The organism is uncultured Arthrobacter sp. (assembly GCF_947493765.1).
In the GTDB taxonomy this organism is placed as follows: Bacteria; Actinomycetota; Actinomycetes; order Actinomycetales; family Micrococcaceae; genus Arthrobacter_D.
The window spans coordinates 1-21,525 of the sequence record NZ_CANLSZ010000017.1 but is presented as its reverse complement, the minus strand read 5'-3'; the positions used below and the strand labels follow the sequence as shown (position 1 = coordinate 21,525).

Genomic DNA, 21,525 nt, shown 5'->3' with positions numbered 1-21,525 from the left:
TCTCGCTCACCTACCGCGGCGCAGCCGTCCTCAGAGCCATCACACTCTGGCTCCAAGCATTAGGAGACACGCCCTAGGTCCGTGGCAACCGCAATGCCGATTCGCAGAAACTGAAGCCATCCACAGGGAATCGCGCCGGAGAAAAGTTCGGGCAGACAGAGCGTGATCCCTATACCGACCTAAGGGGAACACCCGTGCTGAAAACCATCGTCCTGACCGCAGCCGCTTTGACTACTGTTCTGACCCTGAGCGCCGCCCCCGCCGCCGCCGCCGTCGCGCAGAGCTCCAAGCCGACCCCAACGGTGCAATTGTCGGCCGTGTACAGCTCCAAGAATTCCGTTGGCGACACCGTCCAGCCGATGAACTGGGTGTGCCGGATAATCCCCTGCGGGCGCAGCTGACAAGGACTGTCCTGCGCTGAGATCCGTCCGGCAGATGACCGGACCGCGGCGCTCCGTCCACGCCATCGGGTGGGGGAACAGATCATGTTCCCCCACCCGATGTTCGACCGTTTAACCCCGCAGAGGAGAACCCCGATGATCCGGTGCACCACAGCCGTGCTTCCCGCGTTATTGATCGTCGACGGTATTTCTAAGCGCTATGGTCAGCGTGGTGTGCGTGATATCTCCTTCACCATCTCCACGGGCACCGTGCTCGCACTGGTGGGCCCACCCAGGTCCGGCAAAACCACGATTATGCGCATGGTCGCCGGCATCACCCGCCCCGACTCGGGCAGCATCACGGTGGACGGTAGGCCCTTCGCTACCGTTGCCGCACCGGCGCACACGATGGGACTGTTCCTCTCGGCCGCGTCGATCCCGGAAGACCTCCCGGCCCTGTCGTATCTTCAGTACGTGGCCCAGACCCAGGGCATCGACCTGGCCCGCTGCACCGCCGTGCTTCATCAGGTTGGGCTCACCTCACGGGAGGGCCGGCATCAGGTCCAAGCGTTGCCGTGGGCCCAGCGCCATCGATTGGGTATCGCCGCCGCCCTGCTGGCCCGCCCCCGGCTGCTCGTGCTCGATGATCCCATCCCGGGTCTGGTCAAAGCGGGAACCGAGTGGGTCACCAGCCTAATCCACCGCTTGGCCGAGGACGGGGTAGGCGTTCTAATTTCGTCACGTCAGGAGCACGTGCTTCGTCCCGTGGCAGACCACCTCATCGCCCTCGATGACGGCGTCATCATCACGCAGGGCCCTTCAGGTGATTACCCTGGAGCACCTTCCAGCCTCAGTGACCGCAGCTGGCCATGAACAACTCATCTCAAGGACGGCGGCGCCGCATCTACATCGATCACCTCATCGCTGCCGGTGCCCATCCACAGCGATTCCCAACGGTGGTACGTGCCGAACTGATCCGGTTATCCCACCAACGCCAGGTCCGACGCGGACTGACGATTGCCGTGCTCAGCGGACTTGCTACCGGCCTGTGCACACTGTGGGCAGACGCCGGTAGCTCGGCCGACGTCCCCGAGTTCCTAGCCGACCTCACGGCATCGCCCGAAGTTTCCGGGCAGGTCGCTGTTTCGTCTGGACGTGCCCTGACCACGGCCATGATCTTGGCCACAACCGTCACCTCGGTGGTGATCGGTCTGACTCTTCTCCACTCCACGAGCCTGGACCTCAGGAGCCTGCTCATCATCTCGCTATGGCTAGTCCCCAACCGGCGCCGACTGATGCTGGCCCGGACCGCAGCCCAAACCCTGGCCACCGTCGTCATTGTCTCGGTGACGTCCTTCGGCGTGGCCATGGTGGGCCTCGCCGTCACCGCTCTGGAGGGTGTTTGGCGGTTACCGGTGACGTGGCTGGTCTGCGTCACCGCCGGTACGCTGCCAGCGCTGCTGAGCGCCCCGGTGGCTCTGCTGCTCCGCAATACCGTCCTCTCGATGATCGTCTATCTCGGCGTCTTTCCCGGGCTTTCACTAATCGCCCGGGGCGGTAGCGTGATCACCTCTGAAGGACTGTCCGCAATCCAATGGGTCAACCACGCCCTGCCTCTCGACCTGTATCTGAGGGCGGTGTCGGATGCCGCATTTCAGGAGACGACACTGGGACCGCTCGTGTTCGGATACACCGGCCTGATCATGTGGGTCCTGCTGGCTGTCTCAACCGGATTTTGGGCACTGACCCACCGCGAACCCTGAGCGGCAGACGCCTCACCCATTGCAGCCTTCCCAGCATCGACGAAAGTCGCAGGCAAGGGGCTAGATCATCAACTTGAGTCGGTGGTCCGGCACCACCGGTCCGCGAGATCGTGGGGGACAACAGGAATCCGGGCCAAACAACCATCGACAGAGGAAAACCCATGAGCATCCACAAAGACACCACAGAGCACACCACCGGGAGCCAGCGTCGTGTGGACCCTGCCACGCGGCGCCGCGAGGGCCTCACCACGTTCTTTCTTATCCTCGTCGGCGCTCTGGTGACCGTTGGAATTGCCACACTCACCGACCTTGACACGCTTCCCAGGATCGCGATCACCATAACGGCAATGCTGGTGGCCTATCCGGTGATCAGGACCGTGCTGCCCAAGCCGACCACCTGAACTCCAGGGACTGTCCGATAAACGGTCGTTCGCGGGGCATTGGTGGTCCGACGCCGCCGACGCTGTTCCGACGACATGACCGTGGCAGATTCAAGTGACCTCGCGCTCGGTGTGTGCGATTGCGCTTGAGTCATCGACCGCAGCCAAGAGAATTATTATTCGATTAGTCGTGCGCCAGATAATGCGGTCAGGAGGCGGCGGCGTGATCTCTTGGTCGGGTGGACGATCACTGTCTGTGCTGTCTTGAGCGCTAGGGGCAGGTCGCTTGCCGAGTCGGTGTAGAAGGTGGCGCACTCGATTGGGATCCCTGCTGCTTCAAGACTCCGGACTTTCTGGGCTCCAACATTGTGGAGGGCGATACGAGGAGAGCGATCCGAAAAGACGAGGTGCGAGGCGATCACCTCCACGTCAGGGAGCCCGCTCGCGTCGAGCAGTGATTCGACCAGGCGCAGCTCCGACGCAGTCACGATCACGACGCGGGACGCCTTTTGGGTATTACGGCAATGCTGAATCAGGTCCTCCCGAATGAATCCGGGCTGAGCGGCCAGCCGGCGCCCTGCACCAGAGGCAAGATCGAAATACTCCGGTCCGCTCAAGCCCTTGAAGGTCACCTGAACGGCGAGACGGTTAGCCCGTGCCGCGAGTTCACGGTGGGATCCGGCGATCACAGCGACCGCGTAGATCGGGAGGACCATCAGAAGTCGGAAGGGTTTGCGCTTCAACCGCTGCACTATCAGCGCAGCCATCGTGTCCTTAGAGGTCAGGACGCCATCCAGGTCGAACAAAGTGACACTCGTCGTTGGTTGCTGCATGAGTTGAATCCAGCGCGAAGTGACTAGGACTGGCTGGAGCGGGAAGTACGGCGCTTGTTGATGCTCTGGATGTGCAGTGGACCTGTGACGGTGAGTTCGTCCTCCCAGCACTCGATGCCCGTGAGGTCGGGGAGGATGGTGCGGGTGAACACAGGGTCGCGTCCCTCGCGTCGCTGGCTCGTGTAGTCCTTGAGCAGCCGGAACGCGGTACCGGAGAGCAAACCGATGGCGATGAGGTTCGTCAGGGCCATCAAGCCCATGACACCGTCGGCGAAGTTCCAGATGAGGTCGGCTCCGACCACGGACCCGGCGAGCACCGCGGCCACGACGAGTAACCGGTATGCGCCAAGCACTGCCGGCCGCTTGGTGATGAACTCGATGTTCGACTGGCCGTAGTAGTAGTTGCCGATGATGGACGAGAACGCCAGCAAAAAGACGATCACGCTCAGCGCGATGTTCGACCAGTCACCGAGAGCACCGACCAGCGCCCCCTGGGTCAGGCCGATGCCTCGTTCTGCCCCGGCGAGGTCGGGCCCGGGAACGAGGATGATGAACGCCGTGATGGAGCAGACCAGGAACGTGTCGAAGTAGACCCCGAGCGTTTGCACGAGTCCCTGCTTCACGGGATGAGTGACGGCCGCGCTTGCCCCCGCGTTGGGGGCTGATCCGAGCCCTGCTTCGTTGGAGAACATGCCACGCTTGACCCCAGTGAGGACGATGTACCCGAACGCGGCGCCGACGACCTCGTTGAAGCCCCACGCGGACGTGAAGATCTCGGCGAACACCGACCCGATCCGGTCAAGGTTGAGGGCCACGACGGCGAGTCCGAGCAGGAGGTAGGCCAGCGCCATGATGGGCACGAGCAACTGCGTGACGGATGCGATACGCCGGACACCGCCGAAAACGACGAGTGCCGTCAGGACCGCGACCACTGCACCGATCGCCCAGGGCAGCCACGCCGCGTCCCCGCCGACGCTCGAAGTGACCGTCGCCGCGATGGTGTTAGCCTGCAGCGAGCTGAACGCAAAGGGGAAGCAGACGATGAGGATGATCGCGAACCACACCCCCAACCAGCGGGCCTTCAACCCGCGCTCCATGTAATAGGCAGGACCACCCCGGAAACTGTCGGTATCACGGACCTTGTAGAGCTGCGCGAGCGATGACTCGATGAAGCTCGATGCGCCGCCGATAAAAGCCATCGTCCACATCCAGAAGACCGCCCCGGGTCCTCCGACCGCGATCGCAGTGGCGACACCAGCGATGTTGCCGACCCCAACCCGCGACGCCGCGGAGATCGTGAACGCCTGGAACGCCGAGACCGATTGCGGCTGCCCAGACTCGGTCCGCGGTGTCTTATTCGTCAGGGTCCGGAACATCTCAGGGATGAGACGAACCTGCACTACCCCGGAGCGGATCGTGAAATAGATCCCCAGACCCACCACGACGGGCAGGACGATCCACGTCCACAGATGATCGCCCCAAGTCAGTAACCACTCGTTCACAGAATCCATGCCGGTCAGTATCCCCCACACCGGCCCGCACGCGGGAAACCTCGCACGAGAAAAGTAGCTCGTCGAACACCCAAAGGGCCTGGCCTCGAGCCGGGAACTGCCAGACAACCGGTCGTTCTCGGATCAGTTAGTCGAAGGGCTTTACAGACTAACTACTTAGAGACACAATCTAGTCATGGAAGTCTCCACCTCATCTCCTCAAGTCGCGGGCAGTGTTGACTGGCCCAGTGACTGGCTTCGGGCCACCCTGGGCTTCCTTTGCCTCCGCGCACTATCCGCCGGCCCTTCCTACGGGTACGCGATCATCAGCGAACTGGAGCGCCACGGCTTCGGCACCATCAAAGGCGGAACCCTGTATCCGCTCCTCACCCGATACGAAACAGCGGGCCTTGTCACCACTGAGTGGCGGGCCGGCGACGGCGGGCCCGGCCGCAAATACTTCGCCCTGACCGAGACGGGCCGCACCGAACTCACACGCCTCAGCGCCGACTGGCTGCGCTTCTCCGGTGCCACGACCCGCTACCTCGACCAACCCACCATGGAGGGCTCCTCATGATCCAGCAGACCAGCGACAAGAAGTGGTTCGACCAGCTCGTCATGGAGCTCCGGATGCGCCAGGTCCACGGAAGCGCCATCGGCGATACCATCGCAAGCGCCAAGGAACTCCTGCGCGATACCGGTCAACCAGCCGAGAAAATGTTTGGGCCCGCCCGCGACTACGCCAAGGCACTCGAGCTTCCCTCCGCGCCGAAACACGACTGGATATGCCAAGCGCTTTGGCCCTCAACGCTCGGACTCCTGGCCTTCCTGCTGTTCAATCAGGCAGTTGTTCCCTGGACCCGGTCCGAACTCCTGCTGGTATCCCCCGCACAGCTCGCCTTCCTCGCCACACCCGTGGTGCTCATCGCCTTCCTCCCGCTCTACCTCGACGCCATCATCCGCCGGATCTGGCTCTGCGTCGGCCTCAGCGGTATCGGCGCACTCTCAGGAGTCCTATCAGCCGTCGCAGCCCCACAAAACCGGGCCGAAGCATGGCTGGCCGTCGACCCGCTGCCCTGGCTCATCGGCAGCGCCCTGGTCATGGTGGCACTCTCGATCAGGAACACCACCCAGTCAGCCCTCACAACAGGCCACGATGACATCACCGACCCCAGCTCGGCGACCGCCAAGAGCACCGGAACCGGAATAAAAGTCTTCGTTCAAATCACCAACTGGCTCTTCCCCCTACTCGCCCTCGCCATGCTCGGGCTTGCACTAGTACTGCGCTGACGTCGTCCAGACGACCAGCTGCTCGGCGCTGCAACCCCAAGGCGTGGCATCAGACGCCCCAAATTCGTGAAGACCCGACCAGGAAGAAATGACCTATGAGCTACTACCAGAACCTCACGGCCGAGTTGCGCTACCGCGGCACGTCCGAAAGCGACATCGCCAACATCCTGGCAGAGGCCCGAACCCACACTCCGGCCGGCGATGATCCTGCTGATCATTTCGGCACACCGGCTGAATACGCCGAGCAATACACGACTGCACTCCCGGCGAGGAAGCACCTGACACATCCGGCCTTGATCATCTTCACGATCCTGGCCATCGGCTACGTGGTGTTCGCGCTCCTAGCGAAACCCGCCCTCGGCATCGACCTTCGCGACTACGTAGGACCAGCGCTGCTCTGGCCTGCGCTGGCCCTACTTCTTATCGGCATTACAACCAACTTCCTCACCACGACATTCAGGCCAGCCACAGCTACCAGATCTCAGTAACACGCGCCCACATCCTGCGTCCCGCGGCGAGATCCCCTTCGGGCCGTCCGTCGACCAATCAATGACTCCGCAAATCACGCCACTCTCGACCGCGATCCGCAACTTCCGTGATTCCTCGCCGAAGGACCCAGTTCGTCCAGTCAAGGAATCCTTTGATGAGAGGACGCTCAAGGCCGTAGTTGTGAGCGCGAGGACGCCATTGCCAACCCAACTCCCCCGCTGCCTCAGTGATGTAGCAGAACGTAGGTGCACAACCAGTCGTTTCTGCACGCCGCCAGAGTCACGACCAACCCTGGCCTAAACTCGCCAGGACGCCCCGAATGTCTTGTTCATCGGCTTTGCGACATGGGGCTCATGGCCCCACGGAACCAGACCTTCCTCCCCCATGGACCGCAGCTGGGGCTAACGCTCACGCGCATTGCCGCTGGGGAATCGACGAGAAGCCCTAGCATAGCCACTACGCACGGCTAAACCGACTCATATCCGGCCAAAACCCTCTGAATCGGCTCATGCGATAGCCTAGTTTGTCTAGTACCTATTGGAGGTCCCACCTTGGCCGAACCTTGGCTATCCGCCGATGACATCGCCACCCACTTAGGGATTACCAAAGACACGGTCTATGCGTGGATCACCGATAAGCGTATGCCGGCCCACAAGATCGGCAGGCTCTGGAAATTCCAGACAAGCGAGGTCGACGAGTGGGTCCGTAGCGGCGGCAGTGACGGCTCGGAAAACGACGACAACAAGACCGCCTGAGCTTCGCACGCCAGTGCCAGCCATCCGGCAGAACGTAATTTTCTTACCTAAGATCCGAAAGGTGCCCCTTTGGTTGAGCAGCCTGCCGCCGCGATGCCGCGCTATGCACTCTCCTTTACTAGCGGAGCCCTCTTAATGCGTGAGGCAGCCATCGTTGCGCCCTTATTTCTGCGGGAAGGTGACCTTCTCAAAGTTCGAGCGTTGATCACCGAGGAGAACTTATTGCAGGCTCGCACAGTCGCCTCCGGTCTCAGGCTCGCGCGCGAAGTCACCCAGCGGCTCGCCGTTCTGACTGGTGACGAGACTGAGCTGCTCATCGAGGCAACCTCAACCGAGCGCGGACACCTGCTGTGGGCGGCGGCCTGCCGTCGATATGACCTGGTCGGAGAGTTTGCTGAGGAGGTCGTACGCGAGCGGTTCCTCTTGCTTACGCCGACGCTCACACATGAAGATTTCGACAGCTTCGTGCGTGGCAAGTCTCTGTGGCACGCGGAGCTGGCTGAACTCATGGACTCCACGCGGCGCAAGCTGCGTTCGAACTTGTTCCGGATGCTTAATGAGGCGGGCTTGCTTTCTGGTGGGTGCATACAGCAGGCCGTGATGTCTCAACGCGTCGCCAGCGCCTTGGCGGTGCGTACTCCAAATAACCTGCGGTTCTTCCCGACCACCAATGCTGCTTCCGGGAGGGCCTAACAGTGACACGGAACGAGTTATCGAGACAGGAAGAGCACCTGTTCGCTGTTCTCAGTGGCAGACGATTTCTTCAGATGGAGGGCCTGAGCAACGAGGTGCCGTTCTTCATCTACCCCTATGACCCCGAGGATGCACTCGCGGTCGCGGAGTCGAAAAAACGCATAAAGAACCGGCTGGCCAACAAGGGCATCGTGGTCCGCGAGGTCAACCTCTATGACTTGTCAGTGGAGATTCTCAAGGAACGCGGAGTCTGGGATCGACTGATCGCGCTCGAACCCGAGCAGGACAAAGCCGATTTCCGTGAGTTACTCCAGGGGATGCTCGACCCGCAGCTCCACATCGCGTCCGCGATCCGCGCCAAGCTCGCCGAGAGTGATTTCGATATCTTCTTCCTCACCGGCATCGGCGAGGTCTTCCCGTACATCCGTTCGCACAACGTGCTGCACAACTTGCAGAGCGTCGTGACCGATAAGCCGATGCTCATGTTTTTTCCCGGCCGCTACGAGCAGTCCGACACTTTGGGGTCATCGCTCGTGCTGTTCGGGCGACTCAAAGACGACCAGTATTACCGAGCCAAGAACATCTTGGAACAGGAGGCTTGACTCGATGAATCTGAACCAGATCTTCGCTAAAGACGTTCAACGCCCGATAGAGGGTGTCATCAAGGCAGACGACACCGCGCACCTAGGCACCGAGGTCGACGAGTACGTCTTGACCAACGAGGCGGCCAAGGGCATGGAGCTGCTGCTTGAGGCCTACACGAACTACACCAACGCGAACGGTGTATGGATCTCGGGCTTCTTCGGTTCCGGTAAGTCGCACTTGCTGAAGTTGCTCGCGCACCTCCTCGGCGATGTGGACGGTCAGGCCTTCCCGCGGGAACGCGTGTCCGAGAGCTTCCGGTCCAAGGCGCAGGATGCGTTTCTCCCGGCGCTTTTGACTAAGGCTGAGCGGATCCCGGCGAAGAGCCTCCTGTTCAACATCGACCAGAAGGCCACCCTTATTACGAAGGACCAGACCGACGCCTTGCTGAAGGTGTTCGTTAAGGTCTTCGACGAGAGTCGCGGCTACTTCGGCAATCAGGGGCACGTCGCCCGGTTCGAGCGCGATCTGGACAACCGCGGCCAGTACGAGGCGTTTGAGGCGGCATACTCCCGCATTTCCGGACGCCACTGGGCACAAGGCCGGGAGGAAGGCGTGCTCGAAGAGGTCAACGTGGCAAAGGCGTACGCCGAGGTCAGCGGCCAGACTGAGGGCACACCGGCCAACATCCTCACCAAGTACCGCAACGAGTACAAGGTTTCGATCGAGGACTTCGCCGACGAGGTAAAGGCATGGCTCGACAAGCAGGAAGACGGCTTCCGGCTGAACTTCTATGTCGATGAGGTCGGCCAGTTCATCGGATCGAACACGCACCTGATGCTCAACCTCCAGACGATCGCCGAGTCGCTGAACACCAAGTGCCAGGGCCGGGCGTGGGTGTTTGTGACCTCGCAGGAGGACATGGACAAGGTCGTTGGCGACCGCACCAGGCAGCAAGGCAACGACTTCTCCAAGATCCAGGCTCGGTTCGCCACCCGCGTGAAGCTCACCAGCGCCGATGTGGAGGAGGTCATCCGCAAGCGTCTGCTGGAGAAGAACGAGGCGGGCAAGGCGGCGCTCAGCGGGATCTATTCCGAGCAGCACGCGAACTTCAAGACCCTATTCGACTTCGTGGACGGCGCGAAAACTTATCGCAACTACACCGATGAGGCGCACTTCGTCGGCACATACCCGTTCGTGAGTTACCAGTTCCCGCTTTTCCAGGCCGCGATCGAGGGCATCTCCGACCACAACGTGTTCGAGGGCCGCAACAGCTCAGTCGGCGAACGGTCGATGCTCGGCGTGGTGCAACAGGTCGTCAAGGGCATCGGCGATGTCGAAGTGGGCAGGCTCGCGACGTTCGATCACATGTTCGCAGGCATCCGGGCCTCGTTGAAGTCCGCGGCGCAGCGATCGATCGATGTGGCTGAGCGCAACCTGGACAACTTGCTGGCCGTTCGGCTGCTCAAGGCGCTGTTCCTCGTGAAGTACGTCGAGGGTTTCCATGCCACCACGCGCAATCTGACGGTGCTGGTATATGACCGTTTCGGGCTGGACCTTCCCGCACTGTCCAGACAGGTTCAGGAGGCCTTGACACTGCTGGAGACGCAGACTTACGTGCAGCGCAATGGCAACCTCTACGAGTACTTGACCAACGAAGAGCAGGTCATCGAGGAGGAGATTAAGAACGTCGATATCGATGCCTCCGAGGTTAGTGGCCGGCTGTTTAAGATCGTCTCCGGCGACATCGTCCGCACGAGTAAGCTGCGGTACGCCAAGAACGGCCAGGACTTCGCTTTCGGATACAAGCTTGACGATCAGGTGTACGGACAGCAACGCGACCTGACCGTGCACTTCATTACCCCGGAGTATCCGTTCGGCCCTGACGAGACCCGGATGCACAGCGCGGGCAAGGACGAGCTGCGCGTCATCCCCGAACCCGACGAGCGTGCCCTTTCGGACCTGCGCCTGCTGATCAAGACGGAGAAGTACACCAAGCGCAAGCAGACGACTTCGCTGTCGGCAATCGAGGACCAAATTTTGCGTTCGAAAGCGACGCAGAATGTCGAGCGCGAGAAGGAACTCATCGAGCGCATCCGCCGAGCCGTTGGCAAGGCGGACCTGGTGATCAACGCCGCCGACGTGACCTCATCCTCACAGGACGCCCTTGCGCGCATGACCGACGGCTTCCAGGACCTCATCAGCCGCACTTATACCCAGCTCAGCCTGCTCGGCGGGTCCACGTATAGCGAACAGCAGGTTGCTGCCTTCGCCAACCCCCAGTCAGGCATGATCGACGATTCGTCGCTATCGATGCTGGCTGCTCCAGGTGACGAGGCGCTCTCGTTCGTGCTGCAACGCGATCGGCTCGGCGAGCAGGTAACGGTCAAGACGATCGTGGATACATTCCAGGCCAAGCCCTACGGATGGGATCTCGCCTCGATCGAGGTCGTCATCGCCTGGCTCGTTGGCAATTCGAAGATCACAGTCACCGTCGACGGAAACATACTCAAGCGCACCGAGGTCCCAGCGATACTGCGCAATACGCAAAAGCACTCGCACGCGGTGCTCGCCCCGCAGAAGCTCTTCGACGAGCGCAAGGTCGCGACGTTCCGCAAGTTCTGCACCGACTTCTTCGACGAGGCAACCGCACCAAAGGATCCGCTGGAGCTGGCCCGGCACGGCAGCGACAAGCTGAGAGCAAAGCTCGATGAGCTGAAGGCGCGGGTGAGCGGATCGAAGTACCCGTTCGTGGAGCAGTTGGCTGCCCCCATTGCCCTGCTCGAACGGGCCCTGGGCAAGCCTGATGAGTGGTATTTGACCGAATTCAGTCTTGGCGATGAGCTGCTCGACGCCAAAGAGGACGTGATTGACCCGATCCAGTCGTTCCTGGGCGGCGGCCAGAAGGTCATCTACGATGAGGCCGTCGCGCTGCTCACCGCGAACGCGAACAATCTCGGATACCTGTCCACAGGAAGCGACACTGAGATTGTCCAGCGGATCTTGGACGACGCGAACGCCTTCCGCGGGAACCGCATGATTCAGCTGAAGCAGGCCACCGACGCCCTCGGCGCGCAGGTCGAGGATGCACTCGCTGCCAACCGCAGGATGGTCATCGAGGCCATCGAAGGACGCAAGACCGAGGTACTCGGCAGCGCCTACTACAAGAATGCCACCGAGGAAGCCCAGCAGCGGGTGACCCGTACAGTCGACCTAATCGTCGCCCATGTCGGCAATGAACGGCAGATCGCGCTCATCCGCGAGCAGGGCAACAGCTTCGAGGAAAAGACCCACCCGGAACTGCTCGACCAGCTAGCATCCTCTGCCCGGCCCACAGGCGGCACCAAGGAGTTTGCACCAGCGCCGGTCAGGCAAACTATTTCGGTCAAAACGATCCCCGTGCCCGGTGCCCACGGCGTGCTAGAAAACCCTGACGACGTCGAGCGCTACCTCGATGCGCTCCGCAGCGCGCTGCTGAACACTCTCAACGACGGAAAGCGAATCGCACTCTGATGGAAACCGCACCGCTGAAGTCATTCTCTGCTTGGGCACGTACTGCACTCATCCGCGAGGTGTCAGCCCGCATCTCCGTCGTTCTCGCATCGTATGAGCTGCGTCAGGAGCAACCCAACGCCGTCGGCGCGCTGGAGAAGGCAGTCAACGTGGCGGGCGGCGGCGACAAGGGCCGCGACACTGTAGCCGACAAGGTCGCCTACACCTGGTTCAACCGCATCATTGCGCTGCGGTTTATGGACGCCAACGGCTACACCGGGATCGGTGTCGTCTCGCCCGAACGGGGCCGCGAGGGAGGGCAACCCGAGATTCTCGCCGAGGCCAAGCGCGGGAACATCGACAGTGCAGTCGTCACGAAGCGCAAGGTGGAGGGCGTCACGGACCTGCTCAACGGCACGCGCCGCAGCGACGACCCGCAGGGCGAGGCGTACGCGCTGCTGCTCGCTGAGTACTGCCGCCATTGGAACCGCTCAATGCCGTTCATGTTCGAGCAGGAGGGCGACTACACCGAACTGCTCATCCCCGCGAATCTCCTCGCCGACGACTCCGTGCTCGCCCGCGCCTCAATCGTCCTCACCACGGAGGTCTGCCAAGACGTCGAAGTCATCGGCTGGCTGTACCAGTTCTACATCTCGGAGCGAAAGGCTGAGGTCTTCGCCGGGTTCAAGAAGAACAAGAAGGCCGGCGCCGCCGAGATCCCCGCCGCCACCCAGCTCTTCACACCGCACTGGATCGTCCGCTACCTCGTCGAGAACTCCCTCGGGCGGCTCTGGCTGCTCAATCGGCCCACTTCGCGCCTCGCCAACCAAATGGACTACTACATCGCCCCGGTCGATGAGGAGACCGACTACCTGAAGGTCTCCAGCCCCGAAGAGCTCAAGGTCATCGACCCCGCTTGTGGTTCCGGCCATATGCTCACCTACGCATTCGACCTGATCTACGAAATCTACGAGGAAGAGGGCTACGCCCCTTCCGACATCCCCGGCCTGATCCTTGCCAACAACCTCTACGGCACCGAAATCGACGCCCGTGCTGGGGCCTTGGCGGCATTCGCTCTTACGATGAAGGCCCGCGCCCGGCAGCGCACGTTCTTCAACAAGCAGATCCAGCCGAACATCTGCGTGCTCGAACCCATCTCGTTCACACCGACCGAACTGGACGCTCTCGTCACGCCTGATGGCGACCACGCGGAAGAGGCAGCCTTCTGGACACAGTTTGAGCAGGCTGACACGCTTGGATCTCTCATTTGCCCCCGTGACGGCGTGGTTGAGCAGCGAAAACGCGGCATAAGCGCGGATGGGATAAACGACGATCTCTTCGAGCTGAAACTCCGCGAAAGTGCGCATCGTGTTCTCAAGCAAGCTGACTTCCTTAGCCAGCGGTACAGCGTCGTGGTCGCGAACCCCCCGTATATGGGCGCGGGAAACATGAATTCCCTGCTCACAGAGTTTGCCAGGACAGAGTACTCCGACACACGGTTCGATCTTTTCGCCATGTTCATTGACCGCAACGTCCGGCTCGTCTTGCCTCGTGGATTTGTGGCAATGATCACGATGCAGTCGTGGCTGTTCCTGTCCTCGTACGAGGCATTCAGACGACGCCTTCTCTCCGGTGGCTCGGTCGTCGCTTTAGCACATCTTGGAACGAACGCTTTTGACACCATCGGAGGGGCTGTCGTGTCTACAGCAGCCTTTGTCATCGAGCCGGGCGCGCGCGATGTCACCGGGGACTACGTGCGGTTGGTCGATGGTCGATCAGAGCGGGCGAAGAGTGAGAGTCTCCGCTCTGCGGTGAGTGACCGAGGCAGGAGATACGAGTCGAAGTCGTCCAACTTTGCCGACATTCCTGGGGCGCCATTCATTTATTGGGCCAGAGAGGCGGAGCTTGAGCTTCTTCGGCACCCGTCCGCGCGGCTCGGTGACGTGGCGGCGACCAGGGAAGGACTCACGACTGGCGACAACGATAAGTATCTGCGCCTGTGGCATGAAGTATCGCGGTCCAAGACTCGGCAAGCCGATGGCCACTTTGCGAAGTGGGTTCCTCATGTGAAGGGCGGTGGGACACGGCGTTGGTATGGCCACAATGACTACGTCGTCAACTGGGAGGACGACGGGAAGGAACTTCGAGGTCGTAGGCCGCAGTCTGTGATTCGCAGTCCGGGCTTCTACTTTATGGCCGGGTTCACTTGGTCGAGCCTCTCAGGCGGGTCGTTTGCGGTCCGCCACGTTCCAGGTGGCTTCATCTTCGATACGAAAGGCCCGATGGGCTTTGCCAAGGACAACGAAAACGCCACATTGTTCGCCTTGGAAGCCCAGCTCAACAGTGCTGTTACAACTCGCTTCATGGCGCTGCTAGCGCCGACGTTGGACTTCAAGATCGGCCACGTGCGGAGCCTCCCGATCGAGACCAAGGAGCGTGAGCGTGTCTCACACCTCGCCGAGAGATGCATCGAGATCTCGAGGACCGACTGGGACATGTTTGAGACCTCTTGGGACTTCAGGGTCTCGCCGCTTTGCATGAAAGAGAGCAGAAACCTTCCTCTGCGTGAGACCGTTGCTGGGCATATCGCATCTTCGGAGGCATCAGTCGCGAACCTTCGCGAAATTGAGGAGCGAATCAATGTTGTACTAGCCGATTCTTACGGCCTGACCGGTACCGTTGAGACTCACGTTCCGGTAGAGAACGTGACCTTGTCAATGAACCCTGCCCATCGCTACGGGCTGGACCGCGACGCCGACCACAGCAAGTTGCTCAGCGCTGACATCGCTGCCGAGTTGGTTTCGTACGCCGTCGGCTGCATGTTCGGGCGCTATAGCCTTGATGAGCCGGGACTAATATTGGCGAATCAGGACGACGCGCTCAGGGACTACCTCGCCAGGGTTCCAAGCCCGACGTTCACTCCGGACAAAGACAACGTGATCCCTGTCGTCGATGGGGACTGGTTCGAGGACGACATCGTGTCGCGATTCCGGCAGTTCCTGCGAGTGGCGTTCGGAGAGGAATACTTCGAGGAAAACCTGCGGTTCGTCACCGAGGCACTAGGCGTTAAGGACTTGCGCGACTACTTCGTGAAGTCGTTCTACAGGGAACACTGGCAGCGATATAAGAAGCGCCCCATCTACTGGCTGTTCTCGAGTCCGAAGGGGTCGTTCAACGCTCTCGTCTATATGCACCGGTACACGCCGTCAACGGTGTCAACCGTTCTCAACGAGTACCTGCGTGAGTTCAAGGCGAAACTGGCGGCCAGCCGCCAGCACCACGAGCGCCTTGCAGCGGGGGCAGGTACGCCACGACAGCAGGCTGCCGCGCTGAAGGAAGTCGATCGTCTGCGCAAGGTGCTGCTCGAACTGGACGAGTACGAGCACGACGTGTTGTACCCGCTCGCTACCCAGCAGGTCAAGATCGACCTCGACGACGGTGTTAAGGCGAACTACCCGAAGCTGGGCGCCGCCCTAAAGAAGATCCCCGGCCTAGAGGCAAGCGATGAGTGATACATCCGCGGTCCGGCCCCACCTGGAGCGCCGCTTTGAAACGCAGAGGGTGGTGTTCTGGCACGACCCCGAGGGCGAGTACACAGCCGACCTCGACACGCTCGGCCTGGAGGGCGTGCAGACTGTGCGCGTTAATAACGACGAGTACACGGTCAAGAACCGGGTGCTGCACCAAGAGCCCAAAGCGAAGTTCCTCGTCTACCGCTCGGGTGCAGTGCCGGCGGGGATCGGCAACTGGCTGCTGGATCTGGAGCTGGCCTACGGTGTGTTCGCCGCGGACCGGACCTCCCTCGTGCAGCAGGACCTCGGGCTCACCGCCGACGGTATCGGTGAGATTGTGCAGGCGCGTGAGAGCTTCTTCCGCGTGGTCAAGCGCGTCCAGGGTCTGAAGAAGTTGCTCGACGCTGACGATGACGCCCGGCTGCTGCAAGCCAAGATGTCGGCGGTTCTGCTCGGTCAAAGCGAGCACAGCTTGCTGGAGATTACGCGCACTCTGCTGATCGAAAACGCCCGCGGTGGGGATGCCAAGTACGGTGCGCTGGCCGAGTACGGCCTCGACGAGTTCTACTGGCAGGGCGTGGCGTCGATCTATGGCTACACGTCGCCGAGCCCCAGCATCGCCGATCTCGTGCTGTGGGCGTTCCGGCAGGCCAACGCCGGTTTCAAGGCCGAACGACCCGGCGGCTTGCGCAACATCCAGCTCGACTTCGGGAGCCTTCGCAACGACCGGCGCAGCCAGGATGCATTGTCGACGCTCGCAAAGCGTGCAGCGCGAGATCTGGACTATGCCAGCACCATCGAGGACGCAAGCTTCCGAGACCTGCTGGGCAACGACCTGTTCGAGGAAGCTGACCGCAAGATCATCAGCGACCTGGCGCGCGCGGTCGCTGAGCGAACCGTCACAGCCCGCGAGGTCACCGAGGTCATCCGCAGCCGTCAGAGCAGCATCTGGGTCGACGGGTACCGCAAGCTGTACGCCGCGATCGGTTCCGCCTCCGATCTCCTGAGTGCGCTCAGCACGCTCAATCTGTCAATGCAGTCGTTCGACGAGGGACTGGAACGATATCAGGGTGATTGGTTCCGCGTCGACCAGCTCTACCGGCAGTTCGCATACGCAGCCCGCACCGCCGAGTTCACAGGCCCACTGGAGGGGCTACGTGCCCAGGTGGAGAAGTTCTACGCGAACAAGTTTCTCTACGATCTGGGCAACGCCTGGCAACAGCAGGTCGATGGCATCGACCGGTGGCGTTCCGCTGCGCTCCGACCGCAAACCTCTTTCTACACCGATCACGTAGCACCGATCACGAGGGATGGCCGGCGCAAGGCCGTCGTCATTGTCTCGGACGCCCTTCGGTATGAGGTCGCCGACGAACTCGGCTCACGCGTCCGTCAGGAAGACCGTTACGACGCTGACCTGAAAGCCATGCTCGGCGTGCTGCCCAGCTACACCCAGCTCGGCATGGCCGCGCTGTTGCCACACAGCACGATCGGACACTCCAAGGACGGCGATCCCGTTTTGGCCGATGGCCGACGCACGGACGGCACCATGAACCGCAGCAAGGTTCTCGACGCCGTGGAGGGGAAGGCGATCCAGGCTGAGGATGTATTTTCGCTGACCCGAGACGAGCTGCGGGAGCTGTACCAGCAGCACCAGGTGCTGTATGTCTACCACAATCGCATTGACGCGACCGGGGACAAGGCAGGCACGGAGCGCCAGGTCTTTGAGGCAGCCGAGGACACGCTTCGCGAGCTTGTCGATCTGGTTAAGCGATTGACGAACGCGAACGCGACGAACATCCTCGTCACGGCCGACCACGGCTTCCTGTTCCAGGACACGGCGCTCGAGGACGCCTTTTACCTGTCGACCCTGCCGCAAGGTGATGATATTAAGGTGATCAACCGTCGTTACGTCCTCGGTCGCGGTTTGAAGGAAGACCCCGCGTTCAAGACCTTCACGTCAGCTCAACTCGGCCTCGACGGAGACCTGGACGTGCAGATACCAAAGTCGATTCATCGGCTGCGGCTGCCCGGAGCCGGCTCGCGTTTCGTCCACGGCGGTGCGGCCCTGCAGGAGGTCGTCATCCCAGTGCTGGCGATCAACAAGAAGCGCAAGAGCGACGTGCGAACGGTCAATGTCAAGATCATGCCCGAGTCGGACAAGATCACTACAGGCCAGCTGGTCATCAAGCTGTTCCAGGCCGAGCCGGTGAGTGAGAAGGTTCACCCTCTTGTGCTGCGCGCGGGGTTATACGTCGGCGAGACCCTCATCTCGAACCATCTCTCGCTCACGTTCGACCAGGACTCAACCGAGCAGCGTGACCGCTACCAGAACGCACACATGCTGCTCAGTCAGGACGCAAATGACTACAACAACCGCGCGGTGGAGTTCCGGCTCGAAGAACTCATCCCGGGCACGAATCAGTGGCGCGTCTACGGTAAGGCGATCTACACGCTGAAGCGGTCGTTCGCCTCGGACTTCGACTTCTAAGGAGAGTGCAGCCATGAGCGAAGTGAGTGAAGTCGGCCAGGAGATATCCGCTGGTGCCAGCGCGGCCGTAGATGCCACTCCGGCGCTAAGCGAGCTGGACCGAAAGATCAACAAGTTCTTCCCGGGCGTGGTTGTGCGCAAGGACTTGGTGAAGGCCGTCAAGGGCAACGCCATAGTGCCCTCCTACGTGCTGGAGTACCTGCTCGGCCAGTACGCGGCATCCGATGATGAGGCCACCATCCAGGCGGGCATCCACACGGTGCGTAAAATTCTGGCCGAGCACTACGTAAATCGGAATCAGTCCGAACTGGTGAAGTCCACGATCAAGGAGCGCGGGCGTCACCGCATCATTGACAAAGTGACCGTCACGCTTAACGAGAAGGATGATGTCTACCAAGCCGAGTTCGCCAACGTCGGCATCAAAGGTGTGCTCGTCGAATCCGCGACGATCAAGGCCCACCCAAAGCTGCTCGTCGGCGGGGTGTGGTGCATCTGCGATATCGAGTACTTCCACAGCGACGACGCCCGCGTGGTGCCGTGGATACTCGGGTCGATCAAGCCCATCCAGTTGTCGAAGTTCGACTTCGAGGGCTATCTAACGGCACGGCGCGAGTTCACAACCGGCGAGTGGACCGACCTGCTCGTGCAGTCGATCGGGTTCAACCCCGAACTGTTTGGACGCCGCGCGAAGCTCATCCAGCTCGTGCGGCTCATCCCGTTCGTCGAGCGCAACTACAACCTCGTCGAACTCGGCCCCAAGGGCACCGGCAAGTCACACATCTTCTCGGAATTTTCACCCCACGGCATGCTCATCTCCGGTGGCGAGGTCACCGTCCCGAAGCTGTTCGTCAACAACTCCAACGCCCGCATCGGGCTGGTCGGCTACTGGGACGTCGTCGCTTTCGACGAGTTCGCGGGTAAGAAGAAGCGCACCGACAGGGCGCTCGTCGACATCATGAAGAACTATATGGCAAACAAGTCGTTTTCCCGCGGCGTCGAGACCCTTGGTGCGGAGGCATCGATGGTGTTCGTCGGCAACACCTCGCACACTGTGCCCTACATGCTTAAGCACTCCGACCTGTTCGACGAGCTGCCCGAGAGCTACCACGACTCTGCCTACCTCGACCGCCTGCATCACTACATCCCAGGCTGGGAGGTCGACACCATCCGAAATGAGATGTTCTCCAGCGGGTACGGGTTCGTTGTTGACTACATCGCCGAAGTGCTCAAATCGATGCGCTCAGCGGACTACTCCGACCGCTACCAGCAGCATTTCACGCTGTCATCGGACATCTCGACCCGAGACCGCGACGGCATCCACAAGACCTTTTCCGGGCTGATGAAAATCCTCTACCCGCATGGGGAAGCCTCCTCCGAAGAGATTGAGGAGATCCTGCAGTTCGCCATCGAGGGCCGCAAGCGTGTCAAAGACCAGATCCTGCGCATTGACTCGACCATGGGCGACGTTAAGTTCGGCTACTTCGATAAGGCCGGTACATGGCACCCTGTTTCTACGCTCGAAGAGGATGAGTACCCGGCGTACTACTACCGCGAGGGCAGCGGGGCTGCTAAGACAGAGGATGTAACGGGTGGTCCGACGGCGGCCGGTGGAGTGGCTACTGCTGAAGGTAGTCAGCTGACTGCGGCGGAGCCGGTCGCTGAGAATCTGCTGTTCGAGGGCCACCGGGAGTTCCAGGAGAACCAGCGCGGAGTCTCGTTCGACACCCTCTTCGTCCCGTACCTGCGTGGGGCCACAGAGATCACGATAATTGACCCATATATCCGGCAGTTCCATCAGGCGCGCAACCTCATGGAACTCATTGAGTGCATCGCAGCTACCAAGGAGGCCGCCGACGAAGTGAGCGTCAAGCTCATCACCTCGGAGAGCACGGAGGGAGAGGACAAGCTCCGCAAGCAGTTCGAGCTGTTGCTGAAGGTGAAGCAAGGAGCGTCCGTCGGCGGCATCAACGTTGACGTCGTCTTCGACGGCAGCATTCATGATCGGTCTATCCTCACCGATACCGGATGGAGGATTCTTCTTGGTCGCGGGTTAGACATATTTCAGCACGTCACCGGCGACGCCTTTGATCTCGCGAGTAGGCTTCAGGAGTTCCGTCAGGTGAAGGCGTTTGGAGTGAGCTATATCCGTGAGTGAAGTCATCACGGGGTGAATCAGAGGGTGAACTGCGACGCCCTTAATCTGACAAGAATGACCGTGACGCCGGGACCTCGCAGCGGGTGCCGAGCGAGGATATGCCGGACTAGGTCCGGCGACACAAGATACTGTTTGGGAGCCGCCAGCGACGGGCGAAGCTGTGGCATCCTCAAAACATGAACGCACTGGACCACACACCCCAAGTCCTCGACCTGCAGGCCTGGGAGACACTTCGAGGCTCCCACACCGCCTACATGTTAGGCACATCGCGGGCATACGACGAGGTCCTCTCCGAGATCGCAGACCGAATTCGCGCGACGGCCAGCATCGGGAAGGCCGACATCGGAGCTTTGCTGTTCTGGAAGCGCCTCCGCGCGGATACACCGTGGGTCCGCGAACTGATGATCAAGCCCGAAGAGGAAGTCAGGGAGATAACTGGGAAGGCCGTGTCTGCCGTCACCGATGTGTCGGTACCCGTACCGAAGGCGGCTTCTGCCGGCAGAGCGGCGCTCTCACCGCTTCCTGGCTTCAAAACGGGAGATGCACTGGCTTCAGCCCTTCTGCTCGCCGCAGCTCCCGAACGAATGGCGGTGTACGACGAGCGTGCCCAAACCGGGCTGGAGACCCTAGGTCTCTCCCTCTCGCCTGCGCGAGGGAGGTACGGACGCTACATGGAGCTGGTCGAAGATCTGCGGTCGACGGCAGGCCAATACGGGCACACTTGGTCAGCGAGGGATGTCGATATCGCACTCTTCTGGCTCGGCGGTCCGAAGTCACAGTCCTGAAGCATGCCGGAACCCACTCTTGACGGCACACCGGACTGGCCACATCTCCTGGAATTTCCTCGTTGAAGCGCTCTGGGCTCGATGGAGACTCACGTTATGTGACCCCGACCAGCTGATTGTGGTTGGTTCTGCCAGCATCGAACGCCACTCAAACTCTATGGGCGTGACATCGCCGAGGTAACCGTGCAGCAGACCTTAGAGACGTTCAGCGTTGTGCCAGTGAACCCACCCGAGCAGCGAGTAATAGTCGATCATTCTTAGGTGTTGTGTGGTGTGCGCCGCATATATGCGGCGCGATAGAGTAAAAACAATGGGGACCCAGTAAGACCCGGCAACGATTTCAGGAGTGACAGAGAATATGGGCTCTTCACGAACCAGGGTGTAGGACGGGTCTGAATCCGCCTGATTCGAGCAGGGATCGGGCGATGTAGTTGGCGA

At 61.0% G+C, this 21,525-nt stretch carries 17 protein-coding genes; 15 read left to right on the top strand and 2 right to left on the bottom strand.

Annotated features, from left to right (window positions below):
* The first annotated feature begins 194 nt into the window (after positions 1–194).
* The 4 genes from Q0747_RS13790 (at position 195) to Q0747_RS13775 (ending at position 2,544) form a co-directional block, all read left to right on the top strand.
* Positions 195–401 (top strand): hypothetical protein, encoded by a 207-nt coding sequence (locus Q0747_RS13790; RefSeq protein WP_298255612.1) that lies wholly within the window; start codon positions 195–197, stop codon positions 399–401.
* 84 nt (positions 402–485) lie between these two features.
* Positions 486–1,253 (top strand): ATP-binding cassette domain-containing protein, encoded by a 768-nt coding sequence (locus tag Q0747_RS13785; RefSeq protein ID WP_298255610.1) that lies wholly within the window; start codon positions 486–488, stop codon positions 1,251–1,253.
* Positions 1,250–2,143, top strand: a complete 894-nt coding sequence (locus Q0747_RS13780; RefSeq protein ID WP_298255608.1) for a hypothetical protein — start codon at positions 1,250–1,252, stop codon at positions 2,141–2,143. The genes Q0747_RS13785 and Q0747_RS13780 overlap by 4 nt, the downstream gene beginning before the upstream one ends.
* A 161-nt stretch (positions 2,144–2,304) precedes the next feature.
* Positions 2,305–2,544, top strand: coding sequence for a hypothetical protein (locus Q0747_RS13775; RefSeq protein WP_298255606.1), 240 nt, complete (start codon positions 2,305–2,307; stop codon positions 2,542–2,544).
* A gap of 155 nt (positions 2,545–2,699) precedes the next feature.
* On the opposite strand, the gene Q0747_RS13770 is transcribed toward Q0747_RS13775, so the two are convergent.
* Together Q0747_RS13770 and Q0747_RS13765 are read right to left on the bottom strand one after the other, a co-directional pair.
* On the bottom strand, positions 2,700–3,356 hold the full coding sequence (locus Q0747_RS13770) for an HAD family hydrolase (RefSeq protein ID WP_298255603.1): 657 nt from the start codon (positions 3,354–3,356) through the stop codon (positions 2,700–2,702).
* Between the two features lie 23 nt (positions 3,357–3,379).
* Positions 3,380–4,867, bottom strand: coding sequence for a sodium:alanine symporter family protein (locus tag Q0747_RS13765; protein WP_298255601.1), 1,488 nt, complete (start codon positions 4,865–4,867; stop codon positions 3,380–3,382).
* A gap of 175 nt (positions 4,868–5,042) precedes the next feature.
* On the opposite strand from Q0747_RS13765, the gene Q0747_RS13760 reads away from it, so the two are divergent.
* The 11 genes from Q0747_RS13760 (at position 5,043) to Q0747_RS13710 (ending at position 21,087) form a co-directional block, all read left to right on the top strand.
* Positions 5,043–5,423 (top strand): PadR family transcriptional regulator, encoded by a 381-nt coding sequence (locus tag Q0747_RS13760; protein ID WP_298255599.1) that lies wholly within the window; start codon positions 5,043–5,045, stop codon positions 5,421–5,423.
* The gene (locus tag Q0747_RS13755) at positions 5,420–6,136 is read left to right on the top strand and encodes a hypothetical protein (protein ID WP_298255598.1); all 717 of its coding nucleotides are present in this window, start codon (positions 5,420–5,422) and stop codon (positions 6,134–6,136) included. The genes Q0747_RS13760 and Q0747_RS13755 overlap by 4 nt, the downstream gene beginning before the upstream one ends.
* A gap of 95 nt (positions 6,137–6,231) precedes the next feature.
* Positions 6,232–6,624, top strand: coding sequence for a hypothetical protein (locus Q0747_RS13750; RefSeq protein ID WP_298255596.1), 393 nt, complete (start codon positions 6,232–6,234; stop codon positions 6,622–6,624).
* 552 nt (positions 6,625–7,176) lie between these two features.
* Positions 7,177–7,380 carry a helix-turn-helix domain-containing protein gene (locus tag Q0747_RS13745; protein ID WP_298255594.1) on the top strand — a complete coding sequence of 68 codons (204 nt, stop codon included), beginning with the start codon at positions 7,177–7,179 and terminating at the stop codon, positions 7,378–7,380.
* 69 nt (positions 7,381–7,449) lie between these two features.
* Entirely contained in the window at positions 7,450–8,073 is a 624-nt protein-coding gene (locus Q0747_RS13740) for a DUF1819 family protein (protein WP_367277729.1), read from the top strand.
* 2 nt (positions 8,074–8,075) lie between these two features.
* On the top strand, positions 8,076–8,675 hold the full coding sequence (locus tag Q0747_RS13735) for a DUF1788 domain-containing protein (RefSeq protein WP_298255592.1): 600 nt from the start codon (positions 8,076–8,078) through the stop codon (positions 8,673–8,675).
* Between the two features lie 4 nt (positions 8,676–8,679).
* Positions 8,680–12,168: a BREX system P-loop protein BrxC gene (gene brxC, locus Q0747_RS13730; RefSeq protein ID WP_298255590.1), complete on the top strand. Its 3,489-nt coding sequence runs from the start codon at positions 8,680–8,682 to the stop codon at positions 12,166–12,168.
* Positions 12,168–15,659 carry a BREX-1 system adenine-specific DNA-methyltransferase PglX gene (gene pglX / locus Q0747_RS13725; RefSeq protein ID WP_298255588.1) on the top strand — a complete coding sequence of 1,164 codons (3,492 nt, stop codon included), beginning with the start codon at positions 12,168–12,170 and terminating at the stop codon, positions 15,657–15,659. Before brxC ends, pglX begins: the two co-directional genes overlap by 1 nt.
* Positions 15,652–18,147, top strand: coding sequence for a BREX-1 system phosphatase PglZ type A (pglZ, locus tag Q0747_RS13720; RefSeq protein WP_298255586.1), 2,496 nt, complete (start codon positions 15,652–15,654; stop codon positions 18,145–18,147). Before pglX ends, pglZ begins: the two co-directional genes overlap by 8 nt.
* Positions 18,148–18,160: 13 nt before the next feature.
* Positions 18,161–20,302, top strand: coding sequence for a BREX system Lon protease-like protein BrxL (gene brxL, locus Q0747_RS13715; RefSeq protein WP_298255584.1), 2,142 nt, complete (start codon positions 18,161–18,163; stop codon positions 20,300–20,302).
* Between the two features lie 176 nt (positions 20,303–20,478).
* Positions 20,479–21,087 (top strand): hypothetical protein, encoded by a 609-nt coding sequence (locus tag Q0747_RS13710; RefSeq protein ID WP_298255582.1) that lies wholly within the window; start codon positions 20,479–20,481, stop codon positions 21,085–21,087.
* Positions 21,088–21,525 lie beyond the last annotated feature (438 nt).